At 35.6% G+C, this 17,845-nt stretch carries 21 protein-coding genes and 1 other RNA gene; 18 read left to right on the top strand and 4 right to left on the bottom strand.

The window, feature by feature from the left end:
- The first annotated feature begins 28 nt into the window (after positions 1 to 28).
- The 6 genes from AC1DMU_RS08305 to AC1DMU_RS08280 all read left to right on the top strand — a co-directional run bounded on the left by AC1DMU_RS08305 (position 29) and on the right by AC1DMU_RS08280 (position 3,930).
- Complete coding sequence (locus AC1DMU_RS08305) at positions 29 to 199, top strand: YpmA family protein (protein WP_000358351.1); 171 nt, start codon at positions 29 to 31, stop codon at positions 197 to 199.
- 7 nt (positions 200 to 206) lie between these two features.
- Positions 207 to 710 carry a cell wall elongation regulator TseB-like domain-containing protein gene (locus tag AC1DMU_RS08300; protein WP_088062715.1) on the top strand — a complete coding sequence of 168 codons (504 nt, stop codon included), beginning with the start codon at positions 207 to 209 and terminating at the stop codon, positions 708 to 710.
- Positions 711 to 728: 18 nt separating this feature from the next.
- On the top strand, positions 729 to 1,916 hold the full coding sequence (aspB, locus tag AC1DMU_RS08295) for an aspartate transaminase AspB (RefSeq protein ID WP_088062716.1): 1,188 nt from the start codon (positions 729 to 731) through the stop codon (positions 1,914 to 1,916).
- Between the two features lie 121 nt (positions 1,917 to 2,037).
- Entirely contained in the window at positions 2,038 to 2,745 is a 708-nt protein-coding gene (dnaD, locus tag AC1DMU_RS08290; RefSeq protein WP_000728534.1) for a DNA replication protein DnaD, read from the top strand.
- Between the two features lie 15 nt (positions 2,746 to 2,760).
- Entirely contained in the window at positions 2,761 to 3,408 is a 648-nt protein-coding gene (gene nth, locus AC1DMU_RS08285; RefSeq protein ID WP_046958931.1) for an endonuclease III, read from the top strand.
- A 3-nt stretch (positions 3,409 to 3,411) separates the two neighbouring features.
- Positions 3,412 to 3,930: a YpoC family protein gene (locus tag AC1DMU_RS08280; protein WP_087985560.1), complete on the top strand. Its 519-nt coding sequence runs from the start codon at positions 3,412 to 3,414 to the stop codon at positions 3,928 to 3,930.
- Positions 3,931 to 3,951: 21 nt separating this feature from the next.
- Here the strand turns inward: AC1DMU_RS08280 and AC1DMU_RS08275 are convergent, their stop codons facing one another.
- The gene (locus AC1DMU_RS08275; RefSeq protein WP_088062717.1) at positions 3,952 to 6,672 is read right to left on the bottom strand and encodes a PBP1A family penicillin-binding protein; all 2,721 of its coding nucleotides are present in this window, start codon (positions 6,670 to 6,672) and stop codon (positions 3,952 to 3,954) included.
- Positions 6,673 to 6,737: 65 nt separating this feature from the next.
- Positions 6,738 to 7,340 (bottom strand): Holliday junction resolvase RecU, encoded by a 603-nt coding sequence (gene recU, locus AC1DMU_RS08270; protein ID WP_046958934.1) that lies wholly within the window; start codon positions 7,338 to 7,340, stop codon positions 6,738 to 6,740.
- A gap of 103 nt (positions 7,341 to 7,443) precedes the next feature.
- On the opposite strand from recU, the gene AC1DMU_RS08265 reads away from it, so the two are divergent.
- Entirely contained in the window at positions 7,444 to 8,469 is a 1,026-nt protein-coding gene (locus AC1DMU_RS08265) for a DUF2515 domain-containing protein (protein ID WP_087985630.1), read from the top strand.
- Between the two features lie 157 nt (positions 8,470 to 8,626).
- Here AC1DMU_RS08265 and AC1DMU_RS08260 read toward each other — a convergent pair whose 3' ends face one another.
- Positions 8,627 to 8,803: a phage portal protein gene (locus AC1DMU_RS08260; protein WP_087985562.1), complete on the bottom strand. Its 177-nt coding sequence runs from the start codon at positions 8,801 to 8,803 to the stop codon at positions 8,627 to 8,629.
- 85 nt (positions 8,804 to 8,888) lie between these two features.
- Here AC1DMU_RS08260 and AC1DMU_RS08255 point away from each other — a divergent pair, with 85 nt between their 5' ends.
- Both AC1DMU_RS08255 and AC1DMU_RS08250 read left to right on the top strand, forming a co-directional pair.
- A complete protein-coding gene (locus AC1DMU_RS08255; RefSeq protein ID WP_001252041.1) occupies positions 8,889 to 9,131 on the top strand; it encodes a hypothetical protein in 243 nt (80 codons plus the stop codon).
- 15 nt (positions 9,132 to 9,146) lie between these two features.
- Positions 9,147 to 9,491 (top strand): YppE family protein, encoded by a 345-nt coding sequence (locus AC1DMU_RS08250; protein WP_000872967.1) that lies wholly within the window; start codon positions 9,147 to 9,149, stop codon positions 9,489 to 9,491.
- Positions 9,492 to 9,518: 27 nt separating this feature from the next.
- Here AC1DMU_RS08250 and AC1DMU_RS08245 read toward each other — a convergent pair whose 3' ends face one another.
- Complete coding sequence (locus AC1DMU_RS08245; protein WP_000242661.1) at positions 9,519 to 9,710, bottom strand: YppF family protein; 192 nt, start codon at positions 9,708 to 9,710, stop codon at positions 9,519 to 9,521.
- A 177-nt stretch (positions 9,711 to 9,887) separates the two neighbouring features.
- On the opposite strand from AC1DMU_RS08245, the gene AC1DMU_RS08240 reads away from it, so the two are divergent.
- From AC1DMU_RS08240 to ypwA, 9 genes are all read left to right on the top strand, one after another.
- On the top strand, positions 9,888 to 10,493 hold the full coding sequence (locus tag AC1DMU_RS08240) for a YppG family protein (protein ID WP_088062718.1): 606 nt from the start codon (positions 9,888 to 9,890) through the stop codon (positions 10,491 to 10,493).
- 155 nt (positions 10,494 to 10,648) lie between these two features.
- Positions 10,649 to 11,047, top strand: coding sequence for a CotD family spore coat protein (locus AC1DMU_RS08235; RefSeq protein WP_087985564.1), 399 nt, complete (start codon positions 10,649 to 10,651; stop codon positions 11,045 to 11,047).
- A 56-nt stretch (positions 11,048 to 11,103) separates the two neighbouring features.
- Positions 11,104 to 11,658 (top strand): SLOG family protein, encoded by a 555-nt coding sequence (locus AC1DMU_RS08230; RefSeq protein ID WP_000862919.1) that lies wholly within the window; start codon positions 11,104 to 11,106, stop codon positions 11,656 to 11,658.
- A gap of 97 nt (positions 11,659 to 11,755) precedes the next feature.
- Complete coding sequence (gpsB, locus tag AC1DMU_RS08225; RefSeq protein ID WP_000622425.1) at positions 11,756 to 12,094, top strand: cell division regulator GpsB; 339 nt, start codon at positions 11,756 to 11,758, stop codon at positions 12,092 to 12,094.
- 87 nt (positions 12,095 to 12,181) lie between these two features.
- An RNA gene (rnpB, locus tag AC1DMU_RS08220) (RNase P RNA component class B) lies at positions 12,182 to 12,572 on the top strand.
- 180 nt (positions 12,573 to 12,752) lie between these two features.
- Positions 12,753 to 13,892, top strand: coding sequence for a THUMP domain-containing class I SAM-dependent RNA methyltransferase (locus tag AC1DMU_RS08215; protein WP_000521230.1), 1,140 nt, complete (start codon positions 12,753 to 12,755; stop codon positions 13,890 to 13,892).
- A gap of 61 nt (positions 13,893 to 13,953) precedes the next feature.
- Complete coding sequence (locus AC1DMU_RS08210) at positions 13,954 to 14,136, top strand: DUF3921 family protein (RefSeq protein WP_000376888.1); 183 nt, start codon at positions 13,954 to 13,956, stop codon at positions 14,134 to 14,136.
- Positions 14,137 to 14,274: 138 nt separating this feature from the next.
- Positions 14,275 to 16,212 carry an ATP-dependent DNA helicase gene (locus tag AC1DMU_RS08205; protein WP_088062730.1) on the top strand — a complete coding sequence of 646 codons (1,938 nt, stop codon included), beginning with the start codon at positions 14,275 to 14,277 and terminating at the stop codon, positions 16,210 to 16,212.
- Between the two features lie 100 nt (positions 16,213 to 16,312).
- Positions 16,313 to 17,830, top strand: coding sequence for a carboxypeptidase (ypwA, locus tag AC1DMU_RS08200; RefSeq protein WP_088062731.1), 1,518 nt, complete (start codon positions 16,313 to 16,315; stop codon positions 17,828 to 17,830).
- Positions 17,831 to 17,845: the final 15 nt, after the last annotated feature.

The raw sequence follows: 17,845 nt of genomic DNA, 5'->3' as shown, positions 1-17,845 counted from the left end.
AATTTTTGTGTAACGGAGGAGTTTTTTCATGGATAAGAAAATCGAAGTCCTATCAACGACGCGTATTAAATATTCGTCTGACTTGTATAAAATTGTTGATAGTTTGAATCGTACGTTAAAAGAACAGGACCTCATGTTCGGATTAGCATTAGACGAAAAAGATAAAGAAATAGCTGTATTTACGATTTACAGAACGTAGTGATACAATGAAAAAGTGGATCTTTGCAATCGTTATCGTAATCGTTGCTAGCGGAATATATGGGGCGTATGTTTACAATAAAGCAATGGAAAAGAAAATCCCTAAAGAGGCAAAATCTGTAGAAATTGCGAAAGAAAAGGCAAAGCTTACAAAAGTAAAATCTGTTGATTATTATAATGGAGAATCTTCATATACAGTCGTACAAGGTACAGATGAAAAAGGAGAAAAACTTATCGTTTGGGTGCCTGAGAAAAAAGGGGAAACTATAGTAAGGAAAAAGAGCGAAGGTATTTCTGAAAAAGATGCTTTACAAAGAACGATTGAACAAGTCGGAGATGACAGTAAAGAGTCCAAGAGTAAGCCTAAAGAAATTTTAAAAGTAAAATTAGGCGTTGAAAACAATATACCACTATGGGAAGTTACATATATTGATGATGACAATCGTTATAGTTACTACAATCTTGCATTTCAAGATGGTCAGTTTTTAAAACGATATAGCATTGAAAAATAGATGTAGGGGGAACTACAAATGAAATTAGCAAAGCGAGTAGCTGCTTTAACACCATCTGCAACTTTAGAAATTACAGCAAAGGCACAAGCATTAAAAGCAGAAGGTCATGATGTAATTGGATTAGGGGCAGGAGAACCTGACTTTAATACGCCAGAACATATTATGGATGCTGCACATAAAGCGATGTTAGAAGGACATACGAAGTATACACCAACAGGTGGATTACAAGCGTTAAAACAAGAAATTGTGAAGAAGTTTACACGTGATCAAGGAATTGCGTATGATCCATCTGAAATTATTGTATGTAACGGTGCAAAGCATGCATTATATACATTATTCCAAGTGTTACTTGATGAAGGAGATGAAGTTATCATCCCAACTCCTTATTGGGTAAGTTATCCTGAGCAAGTAAAGCTTGCTGGCGGTAAGCCAGTTTACGTAGAAGGCCTGGAAGACAATGAGTACAAAATTACAGCGAAGCAGCTGCGTGAGGCAATTACAGAGAAAACGAAAGCAGTTATTATTAATTCACCGAGCAATCCAACAGGAATGATTTATAGCAAAGAGGAATTACAACAGCTTGGAGAAATATGTTTAGAACACGATATTTTAATCGTTTCAGATGAAATTTATGAAAAATTAATTTATGGTGGAGCAGAATATACTTCGATTGCCCAGCTTTCTAATGCATTAAAAGAACAAACACTTATTATTAATGGTGTATCTAAATCTCATTCTATGACAGGATGGCGTATTGGATATGCAGCAGGAAATAAGCAGCTTATTAAAGCGATGACGAACTTAGCGAGTCATAGTACGTCAAACCCTACTTCAATCGCTCAATACGGCGCAATTGCAGCATATGCAGGCTCACAAGAACCTGTAGAAACAATGCGTCAAGCATTTGAAGAAAGATTAAACATTATTTATGATAAATTAATTCAAATCCCTGGCTTTACTTGCATTAAACCACAAGGTGCATTTTACTTATTCCCTAATGTAAAAGAAGCTGTAGCTTTATCAGGATACGAAACTGTGGATGATTGGGCAAAAGCTCTATTAGAAGAGGAAAAAGTGGCTCTTGTACCAGGTACAGGATTTGGTGCTCCAAATAACGTTCGTTTATCATATGCGACATCTCTTGAACAAGTAGAGAAAGCATTGGAACGCATTCATACGTTTATGAAAAGTAAAGTGCAAGCTTAATTGTATATTTTATTAACGCAATACAAAAAACCTTCCTACATAATAGGAAGGTTTTTTTGACGAATTGTGGCAAAAAGAAATAGCGAAAGGTGTGTTATACTAGAGAGCGAGGTGTTTGGTGATGAAAAAGAAAATGATGTTACAGTGGTTTGAGCAGGGAAGCATTGCAATTCCAAAATTACTTATGATGCATTATAAAAAATTAGGGCTAAATGAAATGGAATTTATGGTTGTACTTCATGTACACACATTTTTAGAATCGGGCAATTCGTTTCCGACTCCGTCAGAGATTTCAGAACGGATGACGATTACTGAAATGAAATGTATGGAAGTAATTCAGACATTGATTCAAAAAGGTTTTTTATCACTAGAAGGTGGACAAAAATCAGAAGCGATGATGTGTGAAAGTTATTCTTTACAACCGCTATGGGAAAAAATATTGCATTTCTTAATGAACGAATCAATAGAGGAAGAACAAAAAGAAATAAAACAACTGCAAGTAAATTTATATACAGTATTTGAAAAAGAATTTGGAAGACCACTTTCTCCGTTTGAATGTGAAACGTTGGGTATGTGGGAAGATCAAGATCAACATCATCCGAATTTAATTCAAGCGGCCCTCAGGGAAGCTGTAATGAGCGGTAAGCTTAATTTCCGATATATTGATCGTATTTTATTTGAGTGGAAAAAGAATGGTATTAAAACAGTAGATCAAGCCCAAAACCAAGGACGGAAATTTAGAGCAAATCAACAACGAACGCAGCAAACGACAAAACAAGAGACGAAATTTACTGGGAAAGTGCCTTTTTATAATTGGTTGGAGCAGTAATGTAGGAGGAAGTATATGTTAAATAAAACGCAAATTCGCTATTGTTTAGACACAATGGCGGATATGTATCCAGAAGCACATTGTGAATTAATTCATGATAATCCATTTGAATTAGTAATCGCGGTGGCGTTATCTGCACAATGTACAGATGCACTTGTAAATAAAGTGACGAAAAATTTATTTCAAAAATATAAAACACCAGAAGATTATTTAAGCGTGTCTTTAGAAGAATTACAACAAGATATACGTTCCATTGGATTGTTTAGAAATAAGGCGAAAAATATTCAAAAATTGTGCCAGATGTTGCTAGATGATTATAACGGGAAAGTTCCAGAAGACCGTGACGAGCTGACGAAATTACCAGGAGTAGGAAGAAAGACAGCGAATGTAGTTGTTTCGGTTGCATTTGGAATTCCAGCGATTGCTGTTGATACGCATGTAGAGAGAGTGAGTAAACGGTTAGCGATTTGTAGGTGGAAAGATTCGGTGTTAGAAGTAGAAAAGACATTAATGAAGAAAGTTCCGATGGATGAATGGGGCGTTACACATCATCGTATGATTTTCTTTGGGCGTTACCACTGTAAAGCACAGCGACCACAATGTGAAGAGTGCCGATTACTAGAAGTGTGTCGTGAAGGAAAGAAGCGAATGAAGGGGAAATAAAGGATGGAGCGAGTTATAGAAATACCGAAAGAATTTCGGTGCTTACCATTTTTTACAGAAAGCGTAACTTCGATTACGTATCATACAGATCAGTCTTTTGAAGAAATAATACAAAATACTTACTTTATATTTGATATTGAAAGACAATATGAGCCGTGGAATGAAATTGAAAATAGTATTCCTGTACTGTTGAATGTATGGAAAAGTAAGCATGAAGACATTGCTACACTATTTCGAAACAGAAATAAGCAAGAAGTTGAAGGTCCAATGATTCTTTTTGCAGCGCATTTGTTATCAATTGTATATTGGTTAAATGAGCAACCTATCCATAGTTTGAACGAAATGGAAGATTACACGAGTATATTGGAAGTACAACCAGTTAATTTTGTAGAGCGATATTCGTTCATTATAAAAAAAACGAATAATTATCATTCTTATATTCAGTTAGCGCAGTTGTATATTGAAATAGAAAAGCTATATGTAAAGAAAATGATAACAAAAAAGAAGTCCTTTTCTCGTTAAGAGAAAGGACTTCTTTTTGTATTAAGACTCTGTTATAACAGCATTTCCGTCTGCGTGAGGTGTATCTCCTCCGGTATTTTGTTGTTGTTCTTGTTGCTTGTGTTGTTCTTCTTCAGCTTTTTTTCTAGCAGCCTCTTCTTCAGCTTTCTTTCTAGCAGCCTCTTCTTCAGCTTTCTTTCTAGCAGCTTCTTCATCGGCTTTCTTTCTAGCGGCTTCTTCTTCAGCAGCCTTTTTCTGAGCTTCTTCTTGTTGTTTACGTTGTTGTTCTTGTTGTTGCTGTTGCTCTTGTTGTTTACGCTGCTCTTCAGCAGCTTTTTTCTGAGCTTCTTCTAGTTTTTGTTTATCTTCATTAGCTTTTTTCTGTACTTCCTCATCAGCTTTTTTCTTAGCTTCTTCGTCAGCCTTCTTCTTAGCCTCTTCTTCAGCTTTCTTAGGGTCTGGAGTTCCGCCAGGTGCAGTGAAGGATGCACCAACTGCAGGGCTTGTTCCAGTACCTTTTTTCGCTACCACAGAGAAGCTGTAAGTAACGCCTGGTTTAATACCACCAAGAGAAGCTGTCGTACCATTTATTGATAAACTACCACTTGAACCGTCAGTTGCTTTATAGCTTGCTGCATACGCATCAACTTCTGCTGGTCCAGACCAGTTTAGTGTAACGGTGCTAGCCCCATCGAAAGTAACATTAAGACCACTAGGTGCATCTACTTTAATTTGTTTAATTGCATCTTTTTTCGCACCTTTTACGTATAATTCTCCGTTTATTTCTTGTACAGAAGAAGGACGTTCAAAGCGAGATTTATCTGTAGCAAATTTGCTCATCATTACTTGGAACATTTGTTGTGCAATTCTAGTAGAGCGATCACCAATGTAATTTTCTGGACCATCCTTTTCGTAACCAGTCCAAACAGCCATTGTATATTGTGGTGTATATCCAGCGAACCAGCTATCTCTGTTTGCATCAGCTGGAATACCATATTTTTTAAGAACGTCTTCATCAAAGTTTTGTGTCCCTGTTTTACCAGCTACGTCAAAACCAGAAACGTATGCTGTTGGACCTGTACCACCAGAACCAGGTTTTACTACGTCACGAAGAACGTCAGTAACCATGTAAGCTGTGTAGTCTTGCATTGCACGTTGTTCTTTCGGTTTAAAACTTTTCTTTTTACCGTCTGGGAAGATGACTTCTTTTACGAAGTGCGGTTTATTATAGTTACCATCATTACCAAAGGTTGCATATGCACCTGCTAATTCTAATGGAGAACTATCGTTACTACCAATTGCTGTTGATTCATATGTTTTGCCGTCTTTAAATGTCATACCTAAGCCTTCAGCAAACGCTTGTGACTTAGGAAGACCAACCGCTTGAGCTGTCTTTAAAGCTGGGATGTTTAATGATTTTTTCAAAGCTTCACGTAGTGAAACGTCACCTTTGTAACTTTTTGTTGCATTTCGTATTTTCTTACCATTGGAATACGTATACTCTGAGTCGTTTAATTGATGGTATGTAGACCATTGTAAATTCTCAAATGCTGGACCGTAGTCGAAAATTGGTTTCATCGTTGAACCGACTTGGCGTTTTAAATCAGTTGCCATATTATGACCTTTGAAAGTAGACTTACTTTCTTTACGCCCAGCTCCAATTGCTCGAACTTCGCCAGATTGTGTATCCATAAATACGAATGATCCTTGGAATTGATCGTTCGGATACTTAATAAGGTTGCCATCCATAATTTTTTCAGCGTAATCTTGAGCATCTTGATCAATTGTTGTATGAATTGTTAAACCATCTGAACCGATATTTACATCGGGATATTCTTTTTCAACTTCTTTTACAACAGCATCTAAAAATGCTTGATACTTCATCTCAGTTATTTCTGAAGACGGTTGAAGACCCTCAGTTACAGAGATTTTCATTGCGTTATTCATTTCATCTTTTGTTATATAACCATGTCGATTCATTAATGATAATACGACGTTACGACGTTGTGTAGCTCGTTCAACGTTGTCTTTTTTTGTTGGATCATAAATATTAGGACCTTGTGGTAAACCTGCAAGCATTGCAGCTTCATGTAACTGTAAGTCTTTTAAATCTTTGTTATAATATTTTTTGGCTGCTGTTGCAATACCGTACGAACGGTTACCTAAGTTAATCTTATTTAAGTACATTTCTAAGATCTCATGTTTAGAGTATTGTTGCTCTAATTTGTAAGATAGGTACCATTCTTGTACTTTTCTCTTCGCAGTTTTGTCCATCGTTAGAAAATAGTTTTTGACTACTTGTTGTGTAATCGTGCTACCACCTTGAGATCCGAACCCTCCAGTGACATTTTCCATAACTGCTTTTGTAGTTCGTTTAAAATCAATTCCATTATGATCATAGAAACGTGAATCCTCAGTTGCAAGGAATGCACTTTCAACTACCTTTGGAATTTGATCATACGTAACGTGGGTTCGTTTTTCAGCACCGTATTCATAGAAAAAGTTCCCATTCTTATCAAGAAACTTTGTTGATAAAGGATTGACAAGTTTTGATTTGTCTAATTTTGGAGCGTCCTTCACCATAACAAAGAAAGCGGAAACGCTAGCTATAAGACCAACGATACCAAGAAGTAGACAACCTATAAGGAATTTTTTAAAAAAGGAGCCTTTTTTCTTTGGTTTTTTTTCTTTATTTGTTTCTTGCTTTTGATTTTGATTTTTTACATGATTTCGTTCTGTACGAGAACGATAATTATCTGACATTATACTTTCTCCTACCTTTCATTCTCTCCCCAAAAGTCGAAAAAAGAGCCTTAGTGATGACTCTATCACGAAAAATAAACCGTGTCTAGTACACGGATATAATCAATCCGAGGGTGATAACCGCATGATAATAAAGATCCATGCTCTTCTATTTCTTCTTTCGTAATCGATTTCCGTCCACCAGTATTTTGACGATTCCAAAATGCAATAATATGTTTTGCATCTAGTAAATAAAGTTCATCAAAAAGTGTAAATTTAATAATAACAAATGCAATTCCATCATGAACGATTACTTGCTTCATATGTTCAATTTGATGAAGGTGGAAGTTTTGAAGTGGAAAGCTGGTTTTATTTTTTGTTTCTTTCGCTTCAAAATCGATGTATTTCCCTTTGTATACACCGTTGTAATCTGTTGTAGAAGGTTGTTTAAAATACGCTTCTTTTACCACTGCAGCACTTCGAGCGGGGTAATCTACTTTTACAATTTGAAGAGGTGTAGGTTTTTTATGTACACATGCAATATTATGGGTTAAGTAATATTCATTTGTTTCATTCAATTCCTCTTCAAGGGACATACCTCTATTACTATAAGTATGTTTTTTAATTGGTGTTTTATGAGGTTGTGAAGCTTGATTGTACCGTTTTCCGTTTGGGTAACGAATGGTCATAGTGTGTCCACTCCCAACTTGCTAAGAATTACTTACAAAGGTGATTATAACAAAAAATGAAAAAAGATGTGACCTTTTTGAAGAAAGGCATGATGACTTATTTATGTTTACATGGAATGATTATGAGAAAATTAAACAATATCGTAAAAATATGGTTTGTACAGACGAAGAAAAAACAATCGTTTATAACATTAAGAGGAAAATAGAAATGGCTAATATGGACAATATTTCTCGAACACAGTCTTATCAAGAATATTATGTAAGGAACAGTGAAATTAGGTGGGCCTTTTTAGCAAGTATGGTCTCGAGAAATGCTGGATGGAATATGACTGATTTAAAAGGGAGATATTATGCTACTGTTTTACCTCAAACAGTAAAAAAACATTTGTTTCTGACTTATGAAGAAGCGAATTGGATTATTTTTTTAGATGCATTTCCTCAGCTATTGTTATACGAAGAAAGTAAGAGGAGGCAGGTACCACTATTCTATTTGTTACAATATTTTAACGTATCAATTTTTATGGAAAAAGAATGGATTTATTTTTGGGAAAAAAAAGATATAAATAGGCTCATGACAGCGCTTATTATAAATGAGCAAAATAAAATTCAAAAACCAGTTATTGAGAATGCATATTTTAAAAAACATGTATTCCATACTGCACTTTTTAAATTGCAAGAAATGCTTCATATTAGTGCTGTTATTTTTCCGACTGTTGAAGGGAGGATGTATGGTTTTTCAGTTTATCAATTTGAAACGTTACAAAAGCGTATAGAACTAGGGCAGAAATTAGCGGAGTTACTGTTTCATCCGAATTATAAAAGTTTATTCCATAGGTTTGCATTGCAAACTATACACACAGGATCAAGAGCAGATTATGAATATTATGTAAGAGAAGCTAGAAAATCTTGTACGCCAGCCCTTAGAGAGGTTTATCCTGTCGTTGCACATAAGGAAATAAGTATGAGAGATTGGTTTTGTAGAGATATGGAAATAAATGAGTTGTTTCTACTGGAAGAGTATAAGGGTGAAGTTGATATAACAGAATGGTATAAAAGAAAGAGGGAGCAAATCTATGTTGCTTCTATCGTAAATCGTTTTGTTAAAAGGATGGATGAGTTCGTGATATAATAAAAAAGAAGTCCCGTCTTCATAAATGAAGACGGGACTTCTTAATGTGAAGTAATCCTGCCGTGTATGCTAACAATTTAATCTCAAAACGTAATGAATATAGGAGATTAAGGATGCTTCAGAAATTAGCTTTTTGTAAAAGTGCTAAAGTTTCACTTTATGTAGCAGGGAAGTTTGGACCATCTAACTTAGGGTTGCCAGTCTCGGGTTTATTTTGTTTGTTTTGTTTTTTCTTTTTGTCGTTTTTGTTCTTTGTCATTTTCATACACCTCCTTTTTGTATTGTTACCATTTCTATAAATGACATACAAAATGATTTCTTTGACGAATAACAACTAGTTTTGTCATGTGAGCAGGAGTGAGGAGTCATTCGGCGAAATTACATGACAAAGGAAAAGCAAAGAAGGGGGCGTTTTGTATATGGCGATGGTTCAGAAGGAAGATGTAATGAAAACAATGGATCAAATGTTAAGTTCTCTCGATTTGCTGGAAATGAATATAGGGATTAGAATGAATCATGCATTGAAGGATACGGGTGAAAAAATATGCAATAAGATAGAAATAACAGAAATGCATATTGAGCATATGGAAAATAAATTAGTGCATCACGAAGAAAAAGGGAATTGGGTGAAGGCATTTCAAAACGTCGTAGTGAGTGCATAATAAGGTGGGAATAAAATGAAGTATGAAGCATTGATACAATCTTCAGAAAAACTCATGCAGTATAATAATGAAGCGAATGTGAAAAAAAGAGAAATGATTGAGTACGATTTTTATAAGGATATGAAACCATTTGTAGATATGGTAGATGAGGAATTAAAAGTGTGGAAAGAATTAGCTTATAAATGGATTAAGGAAGAAAAACCGAAGTATATACATGTACAGCAAATTGATCAAGTGTACGATAATTTACAGACAAATGTGTTGCAATGTTTTGTAAATAAAGGTAAAGGTAAGCGATTCTTTGAAACACATCAAGCCATTTCGTATACTTTGCAAAATATAATTGAGCAATGTAAGTAACAAGAGGGGAAACCCTCTTGTTTTTTTTTATGCTTCTGTCATTGTTGTAGGTTTTGTTGCACCGTTTATTTCTAATTCTTTTATTAATGTTCGGTAATCTGAAATGCATATTTTCCCTTCGAGATACCAATGTCTCGCAAAGTCTAACAATTCATTTACATTCTCTGTGTAATACCCCTTTTTTTGAGAAAACGCTTGTTTTAAATCCCCTAATACCATGTTGATTCCTCCCCCATGAGAATCTTCTTCTTCACTATCATAGCATGGAAGGGTTTTCTTTTTTAATTTTTTAAAAATTTAAACTTCCGACAAAAATAGACAGATACTCCGTCACACAAATTATTTTACAAGTACATATTATATATGTAGAAACTTATGTGAAGGAGGAGAGAATGCATGTTTCAACAATCTAACGTATATCAGCAATCTTATCCATATGCACAGCAAAATATGTACCAATATAATACGGATACATATTTACGGTATAATATGTATCCTTTCGAACCTAATTATGGAAATCAAAATTATTACCAGCCATTTGAAGTATCGTTTATGAATCAACCACAACAACAGCAGCAACCACATACGAATCAACAGCAGCAGCCCTATATGGAGCAACAGCAGCAACCCTATACGAATCAACAACAGCAGCCCTATATGGAGCAACAGCAACAACCCTATACGAATCAACCACAACAACAGCAGCCTTATATGGATCAACAACAGCAACCTTATATGAATTCACAATACTATATGCCACCACCATCTCCCTATGGAAATCAACAAGCGATGTTTTATCCACCAAAACAACCGTACCCGACGCAGAATAAACAAAAACAACAACAGCAACCGAGTCAATTTTCTAGTTTTGTTTCCCAATTTAAAAACTCAGATGGTAACTATGATGTAAATAAAATGATGAATACAGCTGGACAAATGATGAATGCGATGAACCAAGTGACAGGTATTGTAAAGCAAGTTGGAGGTTTTTTTGGTAAGTAATTTTGGGGGTTGTCTATAAAAAGCATTACGTATAAAGCAGAAGGCTAGACAAATTTCCTTGTAATAAATGGGTATATATAACAAACGGCTTTCTCTCTTTTCTCATATTGTAAAGTGTAGTCAGATTTTTTTAACGAGAGAGGAGAGAAAAAACTATGCATCATTGTCATCCTTGTTTTGGAGGGCATAAGCCTGTAGGACCTATTTGTACAACTGCTCCTGTCATTCATCCGACGAAACAATGCGTAACACACTCTTTTTCAACAACGGTGGTGCCACACATTTTCCCAACGCATACAACACATGTACACCATCAACAAATTAAAAACCAAAACTTCTTCCCACAAACAAACTCGAATGTAAATGTGGTAGACCCAGTTGATCCAGGATTCGGCGGCGGATGTGGACCATGTGGTCATGGACATCATGGACATTTTGGACATCAAATATCTCCATTTGGTCCAGGACCAAATGTATCACCATTCTTACCGAATAATGTATCACCAGTAGGTCCGAATATTGGACCAAACGTTGGTGGAATATTTAAAAAGTAAATGATATGTTAGAACTAGCGAAATGCTAGTTCTTTTTTTGTAATTGGAGTGTTGATATGAAAGTTATTGCTGTAACGGGATATAAGCCATTTGAACTTGGTATATTTAAAAATGATCATCCAGGGGTGGAATGTATAAAAAAAGCATTGCATCGAAAATTAACTACTTTTGTAGAAGAAGGTTTGGAATGGGTGATAATAAGTGGGCAGTTAGGAGTCGAATTATGGGCTGCTGAAGTTGTTTTTGAAATTCAAGTAGAATATCCAGATCTAAAATTAGCGGTATTTACTCCGTTTTTAGAACAAGAAGAAAGCTGGAAGGAAGATAACCGTGAATATTACGAATGTATTCTCTCTCAAGCAGACCATATTGATAGTATTACGAAACGGAAGTACGAAAGCCCGGAACAATTTAAATTAAAAAATCAATTTTTTATTGAAAAAAGTGATGCACTTTTAGCTGTATATGATGAAGAAAAACCAGGGAGTCCCAAATATATTGTAGAAGCAGCAAAGAAAAAAGGAGAAATAGAAAATTATCATAGTTATTTTATTCTTTTTTCTGATTTACAAGATATAATAGAAGAGGAACAGTGGAATAATGCTGAGTAATATGTAATATAGTACTCGTATATATGATTGACAAAAGGCATTGTTTCTGAAAAAATTTAGGTAATGAAAGTTTTGGCAAAAATTTGAGGTGAAGAAAATGATTTCGGATAAAATTAAATTAACGGCGAAAGATATTTTAGAAAAAGAATTTAAAACAGGCATGAGAGGCTATCAACAAGAAGAAGTAGACAAGTTTCTTGATATGATCATTAAAGACTATGAAGCTTTCCACAAGGAGTTTGATCAATTAAAGCAACAAAATGCTCGTTTAAAGCGTGAATTAGAGGAACAAAAATTAGTAGCAACGCAAGTGCCACAACAACCAGTTGTACAAACACCAGTTGCACAACCTGTATATAACAACACGAATACGGACATTTTAAAACGTCTATCTAATTTAGAAAAAGCTGTATTTGGAAGTAAGTTATACGAATAATTTCTAGTGGTAAAAAGGTTAAAGCATTTTACATAGAAAAAAACATTGCAAAATCTTTTTGTTTCCACTATACTAATGGATGTCATAACGTTTGGGTAATCGCTGCAACGCCAACGTTGTAGAGGAAAGTCCATGCTCGCACGGCCTGAGATGGCTGTAGTGTTCGTGCCTAGCCAATTCATAAGCTAGGGTATTCTGGCTGTAAGGCTGGTTTAACGGCAGGGAAAAAACCTAAGTCCTTTCGGATATGGTTTGACTACCTTTAAAGTGCCACAGTGACGAAGTCCTTGAAGAAATGATAGGAGTGGAACGAGGTAAACCCCACGAGCGAGAAACCCAAATAATGGTAGGGGAATCTTTTCCAAGGAAATGAACGATGGGAAAGGACAGGTTGTATAACCTGTAGATAGATGATTGCCACCGGAGTACGAGGCGTGGGCCGTTTGCAGTACAAAGGAACAGAACATGGCTTACAGAACGTTATGAACCAACTATGAAATAACTCAGCTCTCCTTTGTTAGAGGAGGGCTTTTTATTTGTATGAAGTTATAAATTATGAGTTAAAATGGTTAATGAGAAAATTCTTCGTAAAATGTAATGATTAATAGGACAAATTGCTATTAATTATTGTTTAACTATACATAAGAGGTGAATGCAAATGGGAAAAGTTACTTTAATTGCAACAGCGGCAATGGGTATTGAAGCGTTAGTTGCCCGAGAAGTTCGTGATCTTGGTTATGAATGCCAAGTGGAAAACAGCAAAGTAACATTTGAAGCAGATGAAAAGGCGATTTGTCGCACGAACTTATGGTTACGTACTGCGGACCGTGTGAAAATTAAAGTTGGCGAATTCAAAGCGACAACATTTGATGAGCTGTTTGAAAAGACGAAAGCATTAAACTGGGGAGATTATATTCCAGAGAATGGGGAATTTCCTGTAATTGGTAAATCGTTAAAATCTGAGTTGTTCAGTGTTTCAGATTGCCAACGTATCGTTAAAAAAGCTGTCGTTGAAAAATTAAAAACAACATATAAACGTACAACTTGGTTTGAAGAAGATGGTCCGTTATTCCGTATTGAGATCGCAATGCTCAAGGATATTGCAACATTAACAATTGATGCAAGTGGTGTTGGACTTCATAAACGTGGATACCGTATGGATCAAGGGGAAGCCCCATTAAAAGAAACATTGGCTGCGTCTTTAATTAAGTTAACAAACTGGAAGCCGGATCGTCCTTTCGTGGATCCTTTCTGTGGATCAGGTACAATTCCGATTGAAGCAGCATTAATTGGACAAAATATTGCACCAGGATTTAACCGTGGTTTTGCATCAGATGAGTGGGGCTGGGTTGGTAAACAAAACTGGCGTGAAGCTCGTCAAGAAGCTGAAGATTTAGCGAATTATAATCAACCACTACAAATCATTGGATCAGATATTGATCATCGTATGATCCGAGTTGCTCAAGATAATGCAGAAGAAGTGGGCTTAAGTGATTTAATTACATTTAAACAAATGCAAGTAAAAGATTTCACGACAAAAGAGGATTATGGCTATGTTGTAACGAATCCTCCATACGGAGAACGTTTAAGTGAAAAAGCACTCGTTGAACAATTGTACAAAGAAATGGGACAAGTATTCCGCCCATTAGATACATGGTCAGCGTATGTATTAACCAGCTACGAAGCATTTGAAAAGTGTTATGGAAAAGATGCATCGAAGAAACGTAAACTGTTTAATGGATTTATCCGTACAGATTACTACCAATACTTCGGAAAACGTCCACCGCGTAATTCATAGTATAAAACTCCTCCAGCGCGCATATACTGGCTATTATGTAATGCGTAAAGGAGGACGTGATATGGATAGTTTCCAATTATCTATGATTCAAAAAGCTATTCATCGTACGTATGATGAGATCGGGAAAGAAGTGGATAGCCAAGGTGCGATTGTAGAGGAAATACAAAAAGCACAAGAAGAATATTTGTCAGCTCTTTCACACGAAACAGCGATTGATAAACGGTATTTAAAGTCATTAATATAGAAAAAAATTTTCCTTTTTCGAAAGGAAAATTTTTTTTCGTGTATTTCTATGTATGGCAACAGGGGAAAGTGGCTGCACACATATGAGTAGCAGTTGCTATATCTTTTTATAGAAAAACTTTTTGGTTGGAGGCTAAGGATGTTTACTGAGAAGAGATTACCATTTGAAGTAGGAAAACAAGATAATTTTTATGATAAGTTGAATGAATGGATTGGAGATGTGTTTTACGATATCCTTCCAGAAAAAGGCTTTGAAGAGCGTGATGAACAAATTTTTATGGCGTTTCAATTAGAGCGTGCTTTCCAAGAAAAGAAAGTAATGTTCGCAGAAGCGGGTGTAGGAACAGGGAAAACAATTGTATATCTTCTATATGCAATTTGCTATGCGCGTTATACTGGAAAACCGGCTATTATCGCTTGTGCTGATGAAACGTTAATTGAGCAGCTTGTGAAAGAAGAAGGAGACATTGCTAAGTTATCTGAAGCATTAGGACTATCTGTTGATGTTAGACTTGCGAAATCAATGGATAATTATTTATGTTTACGTAAACTTGAAGATGTTATGAGTGGACGAGCTCCAGAAGTAATTGAAGATGTATACTACGAATTACCACAGTTTGTATTCGATCATGGTACGATGCAAAACTTTACTCACTACGGCGACAGAAAAGAATTTCCACTTTTAAATGATGAGGAATGGTCAAAAGTAAATTGGGATTACTTCCAAGATTGCTTCACTTGTGATTCTCGTCATCGTTGTGGTCAAACTCTTTCTCGTGAACATTATCGTAAAGCGGCAGATTTAATTATTTGTTCTCAAGATTTCTACATGGATCATATTTGGACGTACGATGCTCGTAAGCGTGAAGGGCAAATTCCGTTATTACCTGAAAGTAGCTGCGTTGTATTCGATGAAGGACATCTTGTAGAATATGCAGCTCAAAAAGCTTTAACATATCGTTTAAAGCAAACGATGATGGAGCAACTTTTAACAAGATTGTTGCAAAACGATATTCGTGAAGAGTTTGCACATTTAGTAGAAGAAACAATTTGGCAAACAGAGCGATTCTTTGATGTGTTACAAGAAAATAAAAAGGAAATCGCCGGTTCTGATCGTTTAGAAATTACTGTGACAGAAAAAGTAACAGCTGAAGCGAATAGACTTTATGCGAAAATTGGTGAAGTCGGTGATGCATTAGTATTTGAAAGTGAAATGCATACAGTAAACACGTATGATTTAAATATCGTTGATGAACATTTAGATGTATTAGAACATTCACTTCGTCTGTTCATGCACGAGAAAAATGTAATTACATGGGGTGAAGAAGGTGATGGAGCCTTCACGTTAGTGATTATGCCACGTGCAGTTGAAGAAGTATTACAAGAGAAAGTATTCTCGAAGAAAATCCCGTATATTTTCTCTTCTGCTACATTATCTAACAACGATTCATTCGCATTTACAGCAAATAGCCTAGGGGTAAGAGATTACTTATCATTCTCAGTTGCCTCACCGTTTGATTATGAGGAGCAAATGGCAGTAAACTTACTATCGCATACGAAAGAGAACGAATGGGAAAGAAAGTGTCAATATACACTTGAAAATATACAGAAAACAAATGGACGTACACTTGTATTATTCCGTACAACACAAGAACTTGCAGCGTTTAAAGAATATGTAAGTAAAGAACAAATGTCCGTTCCGTTCCTATATGAAGGGGATCAAGAAATTAGTCAGCTCGTTTCTCGTTTCCAAAATGAAGAAGAGACTGTACTTTGTGCTGTTCATTTATGGGAAGGTTTAGATATTCCTGGTTCATCATTATCGCATGTTATTATTTGGTCATTACCATTCCCTCCAAACGATCCTGTGTTTGAAGCGAAGCGTAAACATGTAAATAATCCATTCTGGGATGTAGATGTACCGTATATGATTTTACGTCTTCGTCAAGGGATTGGACGTTTAATTCGTACGAGCGACGATAAAGGGGCTATATCAATCTTCTTATCTGATACAGAAGATGAGAAAGTGATAGAAGCGGTGAAAAACGTACTACCAGTAGAAGGTAAAGAATTATAAGGAGAAAGCTTGGCGCTTGCCAAGCTTTTTTTCTATTATAAAAGGAATTTAGGTTTCCATGTCGAATTAAGTTTGAGGTAGAAAAGGGAGGTTTTATACGATGACAGTAGCTACATATGAAGTAGAAAAACAATTTTTAACATATGTGAAGAAGATACAAAATTACGGTGAAGCATTAAGCTTAATGTTTTGGGACTTAAGAACAGGTGCGCCTAAAAAAGGTGTAGACCAGCGTTCAGAAGTAATTGGTATGCTTTCATCAGAAGTGTTTGTTATGTCGACTTCAGATGAGATGGGAAATTATTTAACAGAGCTTGAAGCTTTAATAAGTGAAGATAAACTTTCTGAAACGACGAAGAAAATGGTTGAAGAGTGTCGTAAAGAATATGATAGAAATAAGAAAATTCCACAAGCGGAATACGAGGCGTATGTGAAATTAGAAGCGAAAGCGGAAAGTGTGTGGGAAGAAGCTCGGGAAAAATCTGATTTCGAAATGTTCCGTCCGTATTTAGAACAAATAGTTGAATTTAAAAAGAAATTCATTACATATTGGGGTTACGAAACATATAAATATAATACATTGTTAGATATGTATGAGCCAGGTATTACAGTAGAAGTGTTAGATCACGTATTTGGTCAACTTCGTGAGCGTATCGTTCCGCTCGTAAAAGAAATATCGGAGTCACAAAAGAGATTAAAGACAAGTGCTTTATCAGAACATTTTTCAAAAGAAAAACAAAAGAACTTTACATTAGAGTTATTAAAGCAATTGAATTATGACTTTAAAGCAGGTCGTCTTGATGAAACGGTACATCCATTTGAGATTACATTAAATAGAGGGGACGTTCGTATTACAACACGTTATGATGAAAAAGATTTCCGTATGGCAGTGTTTGGAACAATTCATGAATGTGGCCATGCTGTATATGAACAAAATATTGCAGAGAAATTCGAAGGTACACCGCTATGTAGTGGAACTTCTATGGGTATTCATGAGTCACAATCATTATTCTTTGAGAACTTTATCGGTCGTAATAAATCATTCTGGAAGAAAAATTATGATTTATTAAAAGAGTATAGCGATGGTCAATTCAATGATATATCAGTAGATGAGTTTTATGATGCGATTAACGAATCGAAGCCATCGTTCATTCGTATAGAAGCAGATGAGCTTACATATCCGCTTCACGTCATGGTTCGTTATGAACTTGAGAAAGAATTATTTGATGGTACATTACAAGTGAAGGATTTGCCAGTGGCTTGGAATGATAAGATGGAAGCATATTTAGGAATTCGTCCGGAAAGCGATGCACAAGGTGTATTGCAAGATGTTCACTGGGCTGGTGGTTCATTTGGATACTTCCCATCTTATGCGCTTGGTTATATGTATGCAGCGCAATTTAAGCAAAGAATGTTAAAAGACATTCCGAACTTTGATGCATTATTAGAAGAAGGAAACGTAACACCAATTCGTGAATGGTTAACAGAAAATATTCACCAATACGGTAAAACGAAAAAGCCACTTGAAATTTTAGAAGATGTGACAGGTGAAGGATTAAATGCAAACTACTTAGCAGATTATTTAGAAGCGAAGTATAAAGAAATCTATGAGTTATAAAAAAGAGCTGCTTAA

Source organism: Bacillus sp. 01N45 (genome assembly GCF_056399205.1).
Note: the sequence above shows the minus strand (reverse complement) of the source record. Positions and strands in the feature narration are given on the sequence as shown.

What these genes read in the sequence shown, in the direction of transcription:
- gpsB (WP_000622425.1), top strand. Translation starts at nt 11,756, where the DNA reads ATGATTTCGGATAAAATTAAATTAACGGCGAAAGATATTTTAGAAAAA.
- AC1DMU_RS08210 (WP_000376888.1), top strand. Translation starts at nt 13,954, where the DNA reads ATGGATAGTTTCCAATTATCTATGATTCAAAAAGCTATTCATCGTACG.
- AC1DMU_RS08245 (WP_000242661.1), bottom strand. Translation starts at nt 9,710, where the DNA reads ATGGTATTAGGGGATTTAAAACAAGCGTTTTCTCAAAAAAAGGGGTAT.
- dnaD (WP_000728534.1), top strand. Translation starts at nt 2,038, where the DNA reads ATGAAAAAGAAAATGATGTTACAGTGGTTTGAGCAGGGAAGCATTGCA.
- AC1DMU_RS08205 (WP_088062730.1), top strand. Translation starts at nt 14,275, where the DNA reads ATGTTTACTGAGAAGAGATTACCATTTGAAGTAGGAAAACAAGATAAT.
- nth (WP_046958931.1), top strand. Translation starts at nt 2,761, where the DNA reads ATGTTAAATAAAACGCAAATTCGCTATTGTTTAGACACAATGGCGGAT.
- AC1DMU_RS08275 (WP_088062717.1), bottom strand. Translation starts at nt 6,672, where the DNA reads ATGTCAGATAATTATCGTTCTCGTACAGAACGAAATCATGTAAAAAAT.
- ypwA (WP_088062731.1), top strand. Translation starts at nt 16,313, where the DNA reads ATGACAGTAGCTACATATGAAGTAGAAAAACAATTTTTAACATATGTG.
- AC1DMU_RS08280 (WP_087985560.1), top strand. Translation starts at nt 3,412, where the DNA reads ATGGAGCGAGTTATAGAAATACCGAAAGAATTTCGGTGCTTACCATTT.
- aspB (WP_088062716.1), top strand. Translation starts at nt 729, where the DNA reads ATGAAATTAGCAAAGCGAGTAGCTGCTTTAACACCATCTGCAACTTTA.
- AC1DMU_RS08240 (WP_088062718.1), top strand. Translation starts at nt 9,888, where the DNA reads ATGTTTCAACAATCTAACGTATATCAGCAATCTTATCCATATGCACAG.
- AC1DMU_RS08305 (WP_000358351.1), top strand. Translation starts at nt 29, where the DNA reads ATGGATAAGAAAATCGAAGTCCTATCAACGACGCGTATTAAATATTCG.
- AC1DMU_RS08300 (WP_088062715.1), top strand. Translation starts at nt 207, where the DNA reads ATGAAAAAGTGGATCTTTGCAATCGTTATCGTAATCGTTGCTAGCGGA.
- AC1DMU_RS08215 (WP_000521230.1), top strand. Translation starts at nt 12,753, where the DNA reads ATGGGAAAAGTTACTTTAATTGCAACAGCGGCAATGGGTATTGAAGCG.
- AC1DMU_RS08230 (WP_000862919.1), top strand. Translation starts at nt 11,104, where the DNA reads ATGAAAGTTATTGCTGTAACGGGATATAAGCCATTTGAACTTGGTATA.
- recU (WP_046958934.1), bottom strand. Translation starts at nt 7,340, where the DNA reads ATGACCATTCGTTACCCAAACGGAAAACGGTACAATCAAGCTTCACAA.
- AC1DMU_RS08250 (WP_000872967.1), top strand. Translation starts at nt 9,147, where the DNA reads ATGAAGTATGAAGCATTGATACAATCTTCAGAAAAACTCATGCAGTAT.
- AC1DMU_RS08255 (WP_001252041.1), top strand. Translation starts at nt 8,889, where the DNA reads ATGGCGATGGTTCAGAAGGAAGATGTAATGAAAACAATGGATCAAATG.
- AC1DMU_RS08235 (WP_087985564.1), top strand. Translation starts at nt 10,649, where the DNA reads ATGCATCATTGTCATCCTTGTTTTGGAGGGCATAAGCCTGTAGGACCT.
- AC1DMU_RS08265 (WP_087985630.1), top strand. Translation starts at nt 7,444, where the DNA reads ATGTTTACATGGAATGATTATGAGAAAATTAAACAATATCGTAAAAAT.